Genomic DNA, 14,234 nt, shown 5'->3' with positions numbered 1-14,234 from the left:
CATATTTCGCAATTTTTTTCATTATCTTTGTTATTGCTATTTAAAGTATAATCCTTTAATAATGAATGTGTATGAGCGGGATTATATTGGATATGAACAAGGAACTTGCCCAAAAATGGGAGAATTTATCTACTGAAGAGCGGGAAAGTATTACCCGTGAAATAGAACTGTTGTTAAGGTACCGGCTTTTGGAAAACCGGCATAGTTCCGGAGACGTTGTGCAAGTGGCAGACGAACCCGCTGTTCCTTATCACATACCAATTCATGAGCAAACCTACCGGAAACGACGATATAAAAACTCTATTACACCGGATTTTATCAACGACATACTCCGTATTTCAGAGCAGAACCTGCGTGACCGGAATGCCTCTGAAGAACGTCTGCAACAAAATCGCCAATTTTTTGAGCAATGGAAAAATGAACTTGTGTCCCATACGCTGGATACAGAAAAGGATAATCGTGAATTGTTCGAAATGATGAAAAAAGCATCAGCCATAGCTGAAGCTAACGGATTAACCGAAGATATACTGGAACAACTTCTGGCAGAAGATAATGACTAATTTTTTTGTTTTAGATACCAATCTGGTGGTGAGCGCCGTGATCTGGAACAAAAGTATGGGAACCCGTGTTTTAGAGAAAGCCTTAAGAGAAGGAACTATAGTGATAAGTGAGGCTGTTGCAGCAGAATATCTAGAAGTAATTTCCCGTCCGAAAATTGATCGTTTTCTTCCTTTGGAAATTCGTCTGTCTATTATGAAGCAGATTATTCAACAGGCATTGCCTGTAAAGCTTACTGAACGCTTCACCGTTTGCCGTGACCCGAAAGACGATATGTTCTTGGATTTGGCAGTAGCAGCAACTGCTGCCTGCATTGTTACTCGTGATGCTGACTTGTTGACTCTACACCCTTTTAGAGGTATTTCAATCCTTAATGCTGCTGATTTTATTTCGTTGTTTTGATCGAATTGTACCCATTCAATGTGCTTCAAAGATAGTCTAATTTTTATGAACAGTTTTCAGGTTATGACGGTGGAAAGGAATCAGACATGTTTTCTTTTTTTATTACCGGGTTCTTTGTGGAAAAACACCAGATAAACGCCTACCAAAATAAAAGGAATACTTAACCATTGTCCCATATTTAGCATCAATCCTTTCTCAAAATCGACTTGTTCCTTTTTTAGGAATTCTAAACGGGTAGCTTACATATTTAATCCCAAAAGTAGTGAAAATAAAGTATATATAGAATCCAATATGTAAAATAATATAATATTTTTATTGATTGACACGAACGTTATCTTGTTTGGTCTGATAAAACCGGACTCTCTATTTAATATTAGACGCAAAATGTCCGGAAAAATGGCAAAACAAACAATTTTTTTAAAATGGATTACCTGTCTCCGGGATCTTTTTGTATTTTTGTCCTGTATATATTCGTGAATGTTAATTGTTGGCTATCAGGTAATATGTTAATATAGAGTGTTTTAATCAATGTGTATGCCCTTTGTTTGAAAATAAATAGTTTTAATCATATGAAAAGAAATATAAAGCAACAATCATTTTTCAACGAACTAAAGAAATGGGTAATATCGGCAATATTTATCATTCTGGCATTACTCGTTTTGTCGTCTTGTGCTGATCGGGCAAAACCTTTTAATCTTGTCCTGTTACCGGATACGCAAGTGTATTCCCGTTTATATCCTGAAATATTCCGTTCGCAAACCGAATGGATTGTTCAAAATGCTGATAGCATCGCTTTTGTCCTTCAACAGGGGGATATTACCGATCGCAACTCCGAGGAGGAATGGCAGAACGCTGTCGCAGCTTTCTCTGTAATGGACGGTAAAGTACCATATACGTTTGTGCCGGGTAACCATGATCTGGGACCGGGAGGCAGTGCCAGTAACCGGGACGCGGAACTTTTCAATAAATACTTACCCTACGACCGGTATAGTAAAATGGCACATTTCGGCGGGGCCTTTGAACCGGGAAAGATGGAAAATACCTATCATACTTTTCGTGCCGGCGGATTGGATTGGTTGATCCTTTCGCTCGAATTTGGCACACGCGATAAAATATTGCGTTGGGCGGGTGAAGTGATTGAGGCACATCCCAAACATAAGGTTATCATTAACACCCACGACTATATGTATTCGGATGATACCCGCATGAGTATCGATCGCGATCATTCCTGGATACCACAACGATACGGCGTGGGCGAAGACACAGGCGACGAGTCCGTCAATGACGGCGAAATGATGTGGGAGAAGCTGGTGAGCCGGTATCCCAATGTATTATTGGTATTCAGCGGGCATGTGCTCCATAGTGGTACGGGGCAGTTGGTGAGCACCGGAATACACGGCAATGATGTGTACCAGATGCTGGCCAATTACCAGTCGGGAGTAGAAGGTTCTGAAAATGGTGGAAACGGGTTTCTCCGGATCGTTACCATTGATCCTGAAAATAAAACAATATCCGTAAAAACCTACTCTCCGTATATAAACGAGTACAAGACTGAGCCTGACCAACAGTTTGTTTTTGAAAACGTTCAATTACATTAGTCGTTTTTTCGCTGTGGCAGAGTTCAAGCTTGCTTGACTCTGCTCATTTAGCTTAACGAAAACGTTCAATTGTGCCTCTCAACCAATATAGCTTCAATATCTTCCAGTTTCAGTTTTTTAGTCTTTAACAGGATCAGGAAGTGGTAGAGCAGGTCGGCCGCTTCGTTTTTGAACAGGTCGATATTGTCGTCTTTCGCTTCGATCACCAGTTCCACGGCTTCTTCTCCCACTTTCTGCGCCACTTTATTTACCCCGCGGCTGAACAGCTTACTGGTGTATGAACCTTCGGGATTTTCAGTGATCCGTTTCTCGATCACATTCTCCAGTTCGTACAGGAATCCTTTTGATTGTTTGTCCCCGAAACAGGAAACCGAGCCGGTATGGCAGGCCGGCCCCTGTGGATAGGCTTTGATCAAGATGGTATCATTGTCGCAATCCGTCAGGATCTCGTCCACGACCAACCAATTGCCAGAAGTTTCCCCTTTTGTCCAAAGGCGGTTCTTGCTTCTGCTGAAAAAAGTCACTTTTCCTTCTTTCCGTGTTTTTTCTAATGCTTCTTCGTTCATATAGCCTACCATTAATATCTGTAAGCTGAGTGTATCCTGGATAACGGCAGGTACTAATCCTCCCGACTTTGAAAAATCGATATTCATCGTATGGGTATGTTTTGAGTTTTTAAATAATCTTTTAGTGCAGGGATAGGAATTTCCCCGAAATGAAAAATGCTGGCAGCCAGTGCCGCACTCGCTTTTGTTTGCCTGAATACTTCAGCGAAATGCTCTACCGTTCCTGCTCCTCCCGAAGCAATCACCGGAATAGATACAGCTTCGCTGACGGCCGCTGTAATACCAATAGCAAAACCATCCTTCGTGCCGTCATTATTCATAGAAGTAAGTAGTATTTCTCCTGCACCTCGTTGTTCGCCCTCTTTTGCCCAATCTACAGTACGGAGGTTGGTTGGGGTTTTCCCCCCATGGGTATAGACGATCCATTCACTGTTTTCGAAATTAGTGTCGATGGCCAGTACCACACATTGACTACCGAATTGTCCGGCTATTTCGGTGATCAGTTCCGGCCGCTTGACCGCTGCAGAGTTCAGGCTGACTTTATCGGCTCCTGCCTGTATGATCGCACGCGCATCATCTAACGAGTGGATACCTCCTCCCACGGTAAATGGGATATTGATTTCCTGCGCCACACGTGTGACGAGTTCTGTAAGCGTCTTACGCCTTTCGATGGTGGCGGTGATATCCAGAAACACCAATTCATCGGCCCCTTCCTGTACATATCGTTTAGCAAGTTCCACGGCATCGCCTGCGTCGCGGATATCTACGAAGTTGATCCCTTTTACGGTTCTCCCGTCCCTGATATCAAGGCAGGGGATAATTCTTTTTTTCAGCATTTTTTTATTTAAAATTTTAGATTTAGCTATGCTGATTTGCAATTCAGATTCAAAATAATGAATTGCAAATCGACGTAGTCAAATCATCGATTCATTAAATTCTCCACATCCAAATATTAATTTCTTATTTCTAACTCATAACTCATAACTCATAACTCATAACTCATAACTTATAATTCTTCGACGAACTCCCGCAATTCACGAAGAGTAATCTTTCCTTCGTAGAACGCTTTCCCGATGATGGCCCCGTCGCAACCGAGTTCTTTTAAGGCGAATAGATCATCGATGGATGAGACCCCTCCACTGGCGATCAGTTTTACTCCGGTTTTTTCGATGATCTCCCGGTATAATTCGTTGGATGTGCCCTGCAGCATGCCGTCTTTCTGGATATCGGTACAGATAACATATATAATACCTTTTTTTGCATAATCTGCAATAAAATCTACTACATCCAGTTCTGATTGTTGTATCCAACCGTGAGTGGCAATTTTCCGATTGTTACTGTCTGCACCGAGAATTATTTTTTCTGTGCCATAATTGTCGAGCCATTGCTGAAAAGTAACAGGTTCTTGCACAGCTATACTCCCGCCGGTTATTTGTACTGCACCATTCTCGAAGGCAATACGAATATCTTCGTCCGATTTGATACCGCCACCAAAATCTACTTTCAGTGAGGTTTTAGTGGTAATATTGTATAAAATCTTATGATTGACAATATGCTTTGAACGGGCGCCGTCGAGATCCACCACGTGAAGGTGTTGTATGCCATTGGCTTCAAATTCCTTAGCTACTTCGAGCGGATTATCGTTATATATTTTCTGTGTATTATAATCGCCTTTGGCCAGGCGCACGCATTTCCCCTCTATTATATCTATTGCCGGAATAATTCTCATTCTTCTTAATTATTAAATCAATAAATCATCACACCTTCCCATTTTCCCGCTTTTCCTGAACTACAGTTCCAAAAAGTTCTTCAATATGTTTTCACCCACATCTCCTGATTTCTCAGGATGAAATTGTGTGGCATAAAAATTATTTTTCTGTATAGCAGCACTGAATGGCAGAATATAATTGCAGCGGGCAATTGTATCGGAACATATTTCGGCATAATAGCTGTGCACGAAATAAACGGTATCATCCTTTCCGAAACCGCTGAAAAGAGGGGTTTCCTGTATATCCAGATTGTTCCATCCCATATGAGGGACAATATCTGTTACCGGGAATTTTTTCACAGCAGCATCAAAGATACCCAAACATTCTGTATCGCCTTCTTCCGAGTATCGACACATAAGTTGTAAGCCGAGGCAGATACCCAAGGTCGGTTGGGTCAAAGATTGAATGACTTTATCCAACCCTTTATTCTTTAAATAGATCATTGCTGAGCCTGCTTCTCCTACACCGGGAAAAATCACCTTTTCAGCAGATAGAATTTCATCAATATCATCGGTCACCTTACACTCATAACCCAGCCGTTCGACCGCATTTTTGACCGATGTGATATTGCCAGCGTTGTATTTAATAATTGCTATCATCTTCATCATTACATCAACAAATTACCACATCAATTACAGCGTTCCTTTCGTACTGGGTATACCTTCTGTTCCATCTCGCTTTACTGCCATCTTTATTGCCCGGGCAAAGGCTTTAAAGATAGATTCGATCTTGTGATGCTCATTGTCGCCTTCCGCTTTAATATTGAGATTGCAGCGGGCGTTGTCACTGAACGATTTGAAGAAGTGCATGAACATTTCCGTGGGAAGATCGCCCACAAATTCACGATTGAATTCTGCTTCCCATACCAACCACGGACGTCCGCCGAAGTCGATGGCCACTTGTGCCAGACAATCATCCATTGGAAGCAGGAAGCCATACCGTTCTACACCTTTTTTCTTACCCAGCGCCTGTATAAAGGCCTCTCCCAGAGCAATACCAGTATCCTCTACAGTATGATGTTCATCCACCTGCAGGTCACCTTCCACACGGATGGTAAGGTCGATATTGCCATGTCGGGAGATCTGATGAAGCATATGGTCGAAAAATCCCAGCCCGGTAGAGATATCGCTTTTCCCTTTACCGTCAAGGTTCACTTCGACGAAGATATCGGTCTCGGAAGTCTTTCTGTGTACTTTCCCCCGGCGTGGCTCCTCTTTCAGAAACTGGTAGATCTCTCCCCAATCTGTAGTACATAATGTGACTCCCGGATATGAATTATTATTCAGTAAAATAGATTTACAATTCATATTTTCAGCAAGTTGTACATCTGTTATGCGGTCTCCTATTACAAAAGAATGCTCCAGATCGTATCCTCCTCTCATATAATGGGTGAGCATACCGGTACCGGGCTTTCGGGTAGGTAGGTTTTCGTGGGGAAAAGATCGGTCGATCAGTACTTCACTGAAATGTACTCCCTCATTTTCAAAAGCCTTGATGACTTTGTTCTGTACCGGCCAGAAAGTCTCTTCGGGAAATGAGGAAGTACCCAGCCCGTCCTGGTTGGTAACCATCACCAATTCGTATTCCAATTCACCGGCGATACGGGAGAGGTTCCGGAATACCTTCGGGTAAAATTCCAGTTTTTCCAGGCTGTCGATCTGTTCATCCTCAGGTTCTATAATCAACGTCCCGTCACGGTCGATAAATAATACTTTTTTCATATTTTTTTGCACTAAGAAGTTTAGAAGTTAGAAATCACAAGTTTAAGAAGAGGAGAAGTCCAAGAAGTGGAGAAATTTAGAAGTCCACAGTAACGAAAACAACAATTAGTAATTAGTAATTGATAATTCTCCATTCTCCATTATAATTTTTCAATTCGTTTATCAGCATCCGGTTTTCTTCCGGTGTGCCGACTGTGATACGGAGGCAATTCCGGACAACGCTGTTACGGTTCCTGATAATCACCTTTTTATTGACCAGATGTTGGTATATCTTATTGGCATCTGTTACTTCCACCAGCAGAAAATTTGCATCTGACGGATAGACATGATGTACCAGTGACAATTCTTTCAACTCTTTTTCCAACAGAGTACGTTGTTCTAATATGATGGAGAGCTGCCGTTCAAACTCGAGAGGGTTTGAGAGCGCTTTTAACGCTTCTTCCTGATTCAGCGCACTCACATTATAGGGAGGTTTTGTTTTGTCCATCAATGTGATGATGTCAGCGCTTGCATAGGCTACGCCTACACGTGCGCCAGCCAATCCCCATGCTTTACTGAAAGTCTGCATCACAATCAGATTGGGATAATCGGGTAATTTTTCGAGAAAGCTGTTGTCGGCACTGAAGTCGATATAGGCCTCATCGACTACTACGATCCCGCGGAACTTCTGAAGCAATCGTTCTACATTTTGAAGACTGTTCCCTGTTGGATTATTTGGAGAGCAGACGAAGATACATTGTGCCTGAAGGGATAGTATTTTATCGATGTCCAATTCGAATTGATCGGTCAGCGGCACCCGGAGCACCTCCACGTTGTTGATATTGGCCGATACCTCATACATACCGTAAGTAGGGGGACAGATGATTACCCGATCCTGTTGCGGTTCGCAGAAGATGCGGTAGATCAGGTCGATAGCCTCATCGCTTCCGTTTCCGATAAAGATGTTCTCCACTGGGATATGTTTTCTTACAGAGAGGGCTTTTTTTAGCAGGCGCTGATGAGGATCAGGATAACGATTCTTTTGTCCGAATGGATTTTCGTTAGCATCGAGGAAGATACCTTCATCACCCGTGAATTCATCTCGTGCACTGGAGTAGGGGTGTAATGCCCGGATATTGGGGCGTATCAGCGGTTCCAGATCAAAATTCTCCATTTTCGTCATCTTGTTGTTCTGTTTGAGGTAACTCATCTGCATCGTGCCGCTCTGTTTGTGATGATGCTTGAGATTCCCCTTGTTGTATTTGTTGTTCTTGTTCCTGATTTTGTACCTGCTCCTGCGTGTAACCTGTCATCGCTATTTGCCTTGCCTTTACCGCTCCCAGACGGAGCGTCATGGCATTCTTGTGTGCGATAAGTTGTTCCTCTTCGGCCATGATCTCCACTGCATTACCGATACTGATCACTCCCTCCTCGGTAAGTTGTTGGAAGGTGATCTTTTTGACGAAACTGTCGAGTGATACACCACTATAGGCCGCAGCATGTCCACTTGTAGGGAGGGTATGGTTGGTGCCGCTGGCGTAATCGCCCGCACTTTCACAACTATAATGTCCGAGGAAAATGGAACCGGCAGTAGTGACTCTCCGGCTCAACAGTACCGGGTTTTCGGTAGCCAGGATAAGATGTTCCGGAGCGTAGAAATTGCTGAAATCGACGCATTCCTCCAGATCATCGAAAAGAATCGCCTTGCTGTTTTTGAGCGCCTGCGCCGCGATCTCTTTCCGGGGTAGACCTTCCAGTTGGAGGTCCAGTTCTTTATTGACCGCTTTGATCACCTTTTTATTGTCGGAAAGCAGAATTACCTGGCTGTCGGGTCCATGTTCGGCTTGTGACAACAGGTCAGCCGCTACGAATACCGGATTGGAAGTGTCATCAGCAATCACCAGAAGCTCGCTTGGCCCTGCCGGCATGTCGATAGCGGTACCGTAATATTGCGCGGAGCGTTTGGCGGCCATCACATACTGGTTACCCGGGCCGAATATTTTATCAACCTTTGGAATACTTTCCGTACCGAAAGCCATTGCCCCGATGGCCTGGATCCCTCCTACAGCGAATATTTTCGTCACCCCTGTCAGTGCAGCGGCATAGAGGATGGCAGGGTGGATTTTCCCTTCCTCGTTGGGGGGTGTACATAATACAATCTCGCTACATCCGGCAATTTTTGCAGGTACTGCGAGCATCAGTACCGTGGAAAAGAGTGGGGCGGTACCGCCGGGTATGTAGATACCTATCCGTGTGATAGGGCGCGACTCGCGCCAGCAGACTACACCGGGAGCGGTCTCCACTTTACGTATCTCTTCCTGTTGAGAACGATGGAAGGATTCTATATTTTTTCGTGCCAGTTCAATGGCCTGTTTTAACCTTTCGGATACCAATCCTGCTGCCTTTTCAATTGTCTCACGGTCTACTTCCAGCCTCTCCTGTGCCGGCCAGTCGAACTGACGGCTGTAAGTAAGTACCGCTTTATCGCCTTTACGGTGGATGTTATAGAATATTCTTTCCACCGTGGTCATCAGCTTCCGCTGCCTGATCATAGGGCGTTCGGCCAGCTTTTTTTGTTTGCTTTGCGAAGGGTTTGAAATCGTTTTCATATAACTGATATAACTGATTTGTTGATTTAACGATTGAACTTGGAAGAGAAGAAGTCCTGATTCCTGAAATCTTGAATCTTGAATCTTGAATCTGAAATCTTGAATCTGAAATTATTACAGGATCATCTTCTCGATGGGGACTACGAGGATTCCTTCGGCGCCTAAGCGTTTCAATTCGTCGATGATTTCCCAGAAATCGTCGTCATGAATTACTGAGTGAACACTGCTCCATCCTTTGTCGGCCAGCGGAAGGATACTGGGGGAACGCATACCGGGTAATAATCTCACAATGTCGGGGATAATCTCGTTGGGTGCGTTGAGCAATACATATTTTTTTCCCTGTCCGTTTTTATAAGCCTTTATACGGAATAACAATCGCTCCAGCAGTTCGGTTTTGGCTGTCGATAGGTTTTTGTTGCCGATCAGCACTGCCTGGCTTTTGATGATGGCTTCCGCTTCCTTCAATCCGTTCATGATGAGAGTACTTCCGGTACTTACTATATCGAAGATTGCATCAGCCAGACCGATCCCCGTCGCAATTTCCACGCTTCCTCCCAATTCCTCTATCTTCACGTCCCTTCCTTTCTCCCTGAAAAACTTTTTCAGGATTTTTGGATAGCTGGTCGCTATGCGTTTTCCGTTAAAGTAATCCAGTCCCGTGTATATCTCATCTTTCGGAATCGCAAGTGAAAGACGGCAGTTCCCAAACCCCAGTTTTTCTATCTCTACTACATCCTTTTCCTTTTCCCATACCTCGTTTTGCCCCAGGATACCGATGTCGGCCACTCCCTGTTCAACATATTGCGGGATATCATCGTCGCGCAGGAAGAGTATCTCCATGGGAAAGTTATGTGCATCGGTTTTCAGTTTGCGGTTGCCGTTGGAGACATTGATACCGCATTCCGTGAGCAGGTCAAGGGATTTCTCGCTTAGTCGTCCGCTTTTTTGAATAGCGATTTTAATTTTTTCCATTTTTTATCCACTTTATTCAATCGTACCGGATATTCCGGGGATGATATTAAACAAAAAACCCGCCTGAGTTTCTTCAGACGGGTTTGTGCATATATGTTTTCTTCTGTTCGTACATACCAACCTCAACTCGCCTGATTGCAAGTGTGAAAATGATGATGGTGGAACAGGTTTGCTTTCATTTTTGTTATTTTGATGCCGCAAAGATAATGAAATTATTTAAAACAACTCATAAAAGAGATATTTTTTCGGATTCTATTCCCGCCATTGATTTCAGCCTCTTATCAGAGAATGCAAGGTAACAATAATAGCCAGCAGTATTCATATTTTCAGAGGTAGAAATAATTTTCCACTTTTAAAAATTCTCAAAAATGAGAGAAAAGCCGTGCTGGTTATCTGTGTATGGCGATTTTTATGTAGATTTGCATCCGATGAAAGAAAAGCTGTTCATATCTCTTTTGGCATGTGTCCTTTGTGTGGGGACTGCATATCCGCAGGCGCGTATTATCCTGCCCGATTCATCGCAGATCACCACCAATCCCGATTCATTGGATTTACTTCCCAGGCAGATACCCCAGGATATTGAACCCGACAATGATTCTGTATCAGCCGGGAGTAGATCGCATATTGATCACCTGTTGAATGACCATGGTGCGGAAGCCGATTCACTTCGCCGACTGGCACGAATGACCATCTGGAAGTTAGATGCACGTACCGGTAACCGCTTGCCTGCCGTTTCAGATACATTACTCCACAATTATCAACAGACTATCCTTCCCGACGGACAATCGGTCGCGATGGGATTTCTGGCAACACTGGGATCTCCGGCATTCTCTAAAATATTTGTCGACAGGCCGGAGACCGAGCACTTTGTATTCAACAATGCTTATTATCTCTACCTGAAAGATCCGGAAGAGGTATTGTTCGTCAATACACGTGTACCTTATTCCAGGTTAAGTTATAACCGTGCCGTTCCTAAACAGACCAGAGAAGAACGGTTTGAAGCACGATTGACCTCTAATTTCGGGAAAAGCCTGAATGTGGGACTGGACGCCGATTTGATCAATACACGAGGTTATTATAACTCACAAGCTGTAAAACATAATAACTTTTCCCTCTTTGGAAATTACCTTTCCGACAGGATTGAAGCGCATGCTTTCATGAATCTTGGTTCTCTGAAGAATGCAGAGAACGGAGGAATAACAGATGAGCGTTTCATAACCCATCCGGATTCTATCCAACAGAGTTTCACCTCGAGGGATATTCCGGTTAAATTTACTAACACCTGGAATTCATTACGTAATAATCGTTTTTTCTTATCGGGCAGGTATAACCTGGGTTATATGGATGCACCGGGCGATTCGTTGCACAAGGGACAGGGACAGTTTGTCCCTGTGGCAAGCATAGGTTTTGCATCGCAATATACCCAGCAACACCGGCGTTTCCTTTCATATGATACCGCCTATGTGAATGTGGATGGTGTGGACATGCACCGTATAGACCAGTTCTACCCCAACCGGTTCTATGAAGGAGCAGTGGATGACAGTATCCGGTTCATATCAATAAAAAACAGTGTGTCACTCAGTTTGAGGGAAGGATTCAAAGAATGGGTTAAGTTTGGACTGACAGCCTTCTTGGAGCATGAGCTGCGCAACTATTCCTTAAGGGACAGTCTGCGTCCCGGCATGATGCAGCACCGCGAAAGTGCTGTTACCCTGGGAGGTGTATTGAATAAACAGCAGGGAGATAATCTCTTGTTTAATATCCGGGCCGATCTCGGAGTATTTGGAGCAAATCTGGGTGAATTCAGGGCAATCGGTGATGTGGAGACAGGTTTTGATATTGCCGGAAAGCGGACAACCCTTTCGGCGCATGCATACATCAAAAATTTGAAGCCTAAATATCTGGAAGAAAACTATTACTCAAAATATTTCCGATGGGATCATGATTTTGGTGATATCCGCAGGGTCTATGCCGGAGGAAAACTGCATATACCGTTTACAAATACTACGGTGAGCGCAGGAGTGGAGAACCTGCAGAACTTCATTTATTACAACAGTGAGAGACAAATAGCCCAGGAGAGCGGCAACATACAATTATTGACCGTACGTGTAGACCAGAACCTGCGCTTTGGCATATTTAACTGGGATAACCAGGTGGTCTACCAGACTTCGAGCAATCAGGAAGTGATCCCTGTACCTAAGCTCAGTGTTTACTCCAATATGTATCTTAAAACGAAGATTGTGAACGAACTCACCTTACAACTGGGAGTGGATGCACACTATCATACAAACTATTATGTCCCTGGTTATGAGCCGGCTTTGTTGCAGTTTTACAATCAGCGTAAAAAAGAGATCGGAAATTATCCTATCGCTACTGTCTATGCCAATATGCATTTGAAGCAGACCCGTTTTTACGTGATGTACTATAATGTGGCCTCACAATTCATGAACCCGAAAGAATATTTTTCATTGCCGGGTTATCCGGTCAATCCTGCTATCATCAGACTTGGAGTTTCAGTGAATTTACATAATTAAATCTTTCCAGCTTGCAGAACAGAAAACGTTTATATCTCTATCTCCTTTTGCTGATAGTCGCTATAGTGGCAATGATACTGCTCAGGACCAGTATGAAAGGTTCCCGCAACACTTTTATGGCCCCGCGCGATTATAATGAGATAATCTCTTCGGGAGAATTGAACGTAGTGACCGATTACAATAGTATCGGCCTCTATGCTTCGGGTGATTCGCTGCAGGGTTTTCAACGGGAGATGATCCTCGCGCTTGAGAAAGAGTGGGGGATCAAGGTGAATCTCTTTCTTGAGAACAGCCTCGATGAAAACCTGGAGGGTTTGCTGACGATACGATATGATCTGGTTGCCCGTAATATCCCGGTCAATATACAATTGAAAGATACTTTTGCCTTCACCAATCCTATTACGCTGAACAAGCAGGTGCTGGTACAACGGAAGCAAGAATATAACGACAGTGTGGAGCCTATACGGCAGCATCTCGACCTGGCGGGAAAAACCATTCGCGTGGCAAATGATTCCCCTGTGATCCTACGCCTGAACAATCTTTCCCATGAGATAGGGGATACGATTTTTATTGTAGAAGATCCCACCTATGAAACGGAGCAGTTGGTGATGATGGTAGCTTCGGGTGATATAGACTTCACGGTGTGCGATGAGAAAATGGCCATACAACTGGCAAAGGTGTTGCCGGAGATAGATATTGAGACCGATATCAGTTTTACGCAACTGGAATCGTGGTCAGTAAGAAAAGACTCTCCCGTACTGCTGGACAGCCTGAATAGCTGGCTTGACCGGTTTAAGACAACATCGGCATTTAAGCGGATTTACCGGAAATATTACTGATATAGAAAAGCCGCCCCCGTTTTGAGAGGCGGCTTGTCAGTTTTACCCGTAGTTTATTAATTCAAATTTCTAAAAGTCCCGTCTTTAGTTGGAATTACTATTTATTCAACGCGGACTGCGCCTCCCGGCACGATTTGAGCTACGCATCTCTTTTTGGCGGTCGGCCCGATATTGCTTCCACTGTTCCATTTTTTCTTTTCCGATAATTGCTTCCAGTTCGGCATCGTTTTCGGCCACCTCTTTTTCACGTAATGCCTGCATCTCTTCGCGGCGTTTGGCGCGATCCTGCATCTGCTCATCTCTCTTGGCCCTCTGTTCGGCAACCTGCTCAGCCCGTTTGGCATCCTGTTGTTCAAATAAAGCCTGCACTTTCGCTTTCTCGTCAGCAGTCAGTCCCAATTGCTTTTCCATGTTGTCGGCACGTTCTTTTGCACTCCATCGCATTCCGGTGCGGACATCCTGCCTGTTATCCCTTCTACCTCTTGTGTCATCTTGAGCTTCAAGGGTAAAGCTCAAGGTAAATATGGCAAGCAATGCCATGAATACAATCTTCTTCATAATACATACATTTTAAAAAGTGAATAAAAACATGATCTGCACTTATGACCACCGAAGGTAAGCAAAAGTTTAAAGGAAAAATATCTTTTTGTTCTATTTAAATGTCATATATTCAGTGGCGTATAGATG

Annotated in this window: 14 protein-coding genes and 1 pseudogene; 5 read left to right on the top strand and 10 right to left on the bottom strand. The window is 43.7% G+C overall.

The window, feature by feature from the left end:
* The first annotated feature begins 71 nt into the window (after positions 1 to 71).
* Both PSM36_RS10365 and PSM36_RS10360 read left to right on the top strand, forming a co-directional pair.
* On the top strand, positions 72 to 560 hold the full coding sequence (locus tag PSM36_RS10365; RefSeq protein WP_076930837.1) for a hypothetical protein: 489 nt from the start codon (positions 72 to 74) through the stop codon (positions 558 to 560).
* Positions 553 to 960, top strand: a complete 408-nt coding sequence (locus PSM36_RS10360) for a putative toxin-antitoxin system toxin component, PIN family (RefSeq protein ID WP_076930836.1) — start codon at positions 553 to 555, stop codon at positions 958 to 960. Before PSM36_RS10365 ends, PSM36_RS10360 begins: the two co-directional genes overlap by 8 nt.
* A gap of 80 nt (positions 961 to 1,040) precedes the next feature.
* On the opposite strand, the pseudogene PSM36_RS17900 reads toward PSM36_RS10360, so the two are convergent.
* Positions 1,041 to 1,190, bottom strand: a pseudogene (locus PSM36_RS17900) (prolipoprotein diacylglyceryl transferase); the annotation flags it as partial.
* Positions 1,191 to 1,529: 339 nt separating this feature from the next.
* On the opposite strand from PSM36_RS17900, the gene PSM36_RS10355 reads away from it, so the two are divergent.
* A complete protein-coding gene (locus tag PSM36_RS10355; protein ID WP_076930835.1) occupies positions 1,530 to 2,558 on the top strand; it encodes a metallophosphoesterase in 1,029 nt (342 codons plus the stop codon).
* 65 nt (positions 2,559 to 2,623) lie between these two features.
* On the opposite strand, the gene hisIE is transcribed toward PSM36_RS10355, so the two are convergent.
* From hisIE to hisG, 8 genes are all read right to left on the bottom strand, one after another.
* Positions 2,624 to 3,211 (bottom strand): bifunctional phosphoribosyl-AMP cyclohydrolase/phosphoribosyl-ATP diphosphatase HisIE, encoded by a 588-nt coding sequence (gene hisIE, locus PSM36_RS10350; protein ID WP_076930834.1) that lies wholly within the window; start codon positions 3,209 to 3,211, stop codon positions 2,624 to 2,626.
* Positions 3,208 to 3,960 (bottom strand): imidazole glycerol phosphate synthase subunit HisF, encoded by a 753-nt coding sequence (gene hisF, locus PSM36_RS10345; protein ID WP_076930833.1) that lies wholly within the window; start codon positions 3,958 to 3,960, stop codon positions 3,208 to 3,210. Before hisF ends, hisIE begins: the two co-directional genes overlap by 4 nt.
* Positions 3,961 to 4,130: 170 nt before the next feature.
* Entirely contained in the window at positions 4,131 to 4,853 is a 723-nt protein-coding gene (gene hisA, locus PSM36_RS10340) for a 1-(5-phosphoribosyl)-5-[(5-phosphoribosylamino)methylideneamino]imidazole-4-carboxamide isomerase (protein WP_076930832.1), read from the bottom strand.
* Between the two features lie 60 nt (positions 4,854 to 4,913).
* Positions 4,914 to 5,492 (bottom strand): imidazole glycerol phosphate synthase subunit HisH, encoded by a 579-nt coding sequence (gene hisH / locus PSM36_RS10335; RefSeq protein WP_076932188.1) that lies wholly within the window; start codon positions 5,490 to 5,492, stop codon positions 4,914 to 4,916.
* Positions 5,493 to 5,525: 33 nt separating this feature from the next.
* Positions 5,526 to 6,614, bottom strand: coding sequence for a bifunctional histidinol-phosphatase/imidazoleglycerol-phosphate dehydratase HisB (hisB, locus tag PSM36_RS10330; protein WP_076930831.1), 1,089 nt, complete (start codon positions 6,612 to 6,614; stop codon positions 5,526 to 5,528).
* Between the two features lie 112 nt (positions 6,615 to 6,726).
* Positions 6,727 to 7,767, bottom strand: a complete 1,041-nt coding sequence (hisC, locus tag PSM36_RS10325; RefSeq protein WP_076932187.1) for a histidinol-phosphate transaminase — start codon at positions 7,765 to 7,767, stop codon at positions 6,727 to 6,729.
* The gene (hisD, locus tag PSM36_RS10320; protein ID WP_076930830.1) at positions 7,754 to 9,202 is read right to left on the bottom strand and encodes a histidinol dehydrogenase; all 1,449 of its coding nucleotides are present in this window, start codon (positions 9,200 to 9,202) and stop codon (positions 7,754 to 7,756) included. Before hisD ends, hisC begins: the two co-directional genes overlap by 14 nt.
* Before the next feature lie 114 nt (positions 9,203 to 9,316).
* The gene (gene hisG / locus PSM36_RS10315; protein WP_076930829.1) at positions 9,317 to 10,174 is read right to left on the bottom strand and encodes an ATP phosphoribosyltransferase; all 858 of its coding nucleotides are present in this window, start codon (positions 10,172 to 10,174) and stop codon (positions 9,317 to 9,319) included.
* Between the two features lie 368 nt (positions 10,175 to 10,542).
* Here hisG and PSM36_RS10310 point away from each other — a divergent pair, with 368 nt between their 5' ends.
* Both PSM36_RS10310 and PSM36_RS10305 read left to right on the top strand, forming a co-directional pair.
* Positions 10,543 to 12,708, top strand: a complete 2,166-nt coding sequence (locus PSM36_RS10310; protein WP_076930828.1) for a putative porin — start codon at positions 10,543 to 10,545, stop codon at positions 12,706 to 12,708.
* An 11-nt stretch (positions 12,709 to 12,719) separates the two neighbouring features.
* Positions 12,720 to 13,547: a transporter substrate-binding domain-containing protein gene (locus tag PSM36_RS10305; RefSeq protein WP_076930827.1), complete on the top strand. Its 828-nt coding sequence runs from the start codon at positions 12,720 to 12,722 to the stop codon at positions 13,545 to 13,547.
* Positions 13,548 to 13,652: 105 nt separating this feature from the next.
* Here the strand turns inward: PSM36_RS10305 and PSM36_RS10300 are convergent, their stop codons facing one another.
* Positions 13,653 to 14,105 (bottom strand): hypothetical protein, encoded by a 453-nt coding sequence (locus tag PSM36_RS10300; RefSeq protein ID WP_076930826.1) that lies wholly within the window; start codon positions 14,103 to 14,105, stop codon positions 13,653 to 13,655.
* Positions 14,106 to 14,234 lie beyond the last annotated feature (129 nt).

This window comes from Proteiniphilum saccharofermentans (assembly GCF_900095135.1).
Taxonomy (GTDB): domain Bacteria; phylum Bacteroidota; class Bacteroidia; order Bacteroidales; family Dysgonomonadaceae; genus Proteiniphilum; species Proteiniphilum saccharofermentans.
This window is presented reverse-complemented; position numbering and strand designations above follow the sequence as displayed.

Excerpts from the sequence above, each read along its gene's own strand:
- PSM36_RS10355 (WP_076930835.1), top strand. The coding sequence starts at position 1,530 with ATGAAAAGAAATATAAAGCAACAATCATTTTTCAACGAACTAAAGAAA.
- PSM36_RS10360 (WP_076930836.1), top strand. The coding sequence starts at position 553 with ATGACTAATTTTTTTGTTTTAGATACCAATCTGGTGGTGAGCGCCGTG.
- PSM36_RS10310 (WP_076930828.1), top strand. The coding sequence starts at position 10,543 with ATGAGAGAAAAGCCGTGCTGGTTATCTGTGTATGGCGATTTTTATGTA.
- hisB (WP_076930831.1), bottom strand. The coding sequence starts at position 6,614 with ATGAAAAAAGTATTATTTATCGACCGTGACGGGACGTTGATTATAGAA.
- hisC (WP_076932187.1), bottom strand. The coding sequence starts at position 7,767 with ATGGAGAATTTTGATCTGGAACCGCTGATACGCCCCAATATCCGGGCA.
- hisD (WP_076930830.1), bottom strand. The coding sequence starts at position 9,202 with ATGAAAACGATTTCAAACCCTTCGCAAAGCAAACAAAAAAAGCTGGCC.
- hisA (WP_076930832.1), bottom strand. The coding sequence starts at position 4,853 with ATGAGAATTATTCCGGCAATAGATATAATAGAGGGGAAATGCGTGCGC.
- hisIE (WP_076930834.1), bottom strand. The coding sequence starts at position 3,211 with ATGAATATCGATTTTTCAAAGTCGGGAGGATTAGTACCTGCCGTTATC.
- hisG (WP_076930829.1), bottom strand. The coding sequence starts at position 10,174 with ATGGAAAAAATTAAAATCGCTATTCAAAAAAGCGGACGACTAAGCGAG.
- PSM36_RS10365 (WP_076930837.1), top strand. The coding sequence starts at position 72 with ATGAGCGGGATTATATTGGATATGAACAAGGAACTTGCCCAAAAATGG.
- hisH (WP_076932188.1), bottom strand. The coding sequence starts at position 5,492 with ATGATAGCAATTATTAAATACAACGCTGGCAATATCACATCGGTCAAA.
- PSM36_RS10300 (WP_076930826.1), bottom strand. The coding sequence starts at position 14,105 with ATGAAGAAGATTGTATTCATGGCATTGCTTGCCATATTTACCTTGAGC.
- hisF (WP_076930833.1), bottom strand. The coding sequence starts at position 3,960 with ATGCTGAAAAAAAGAATTATCCCCTGCCTTGATATCAGGGACGGGAGA.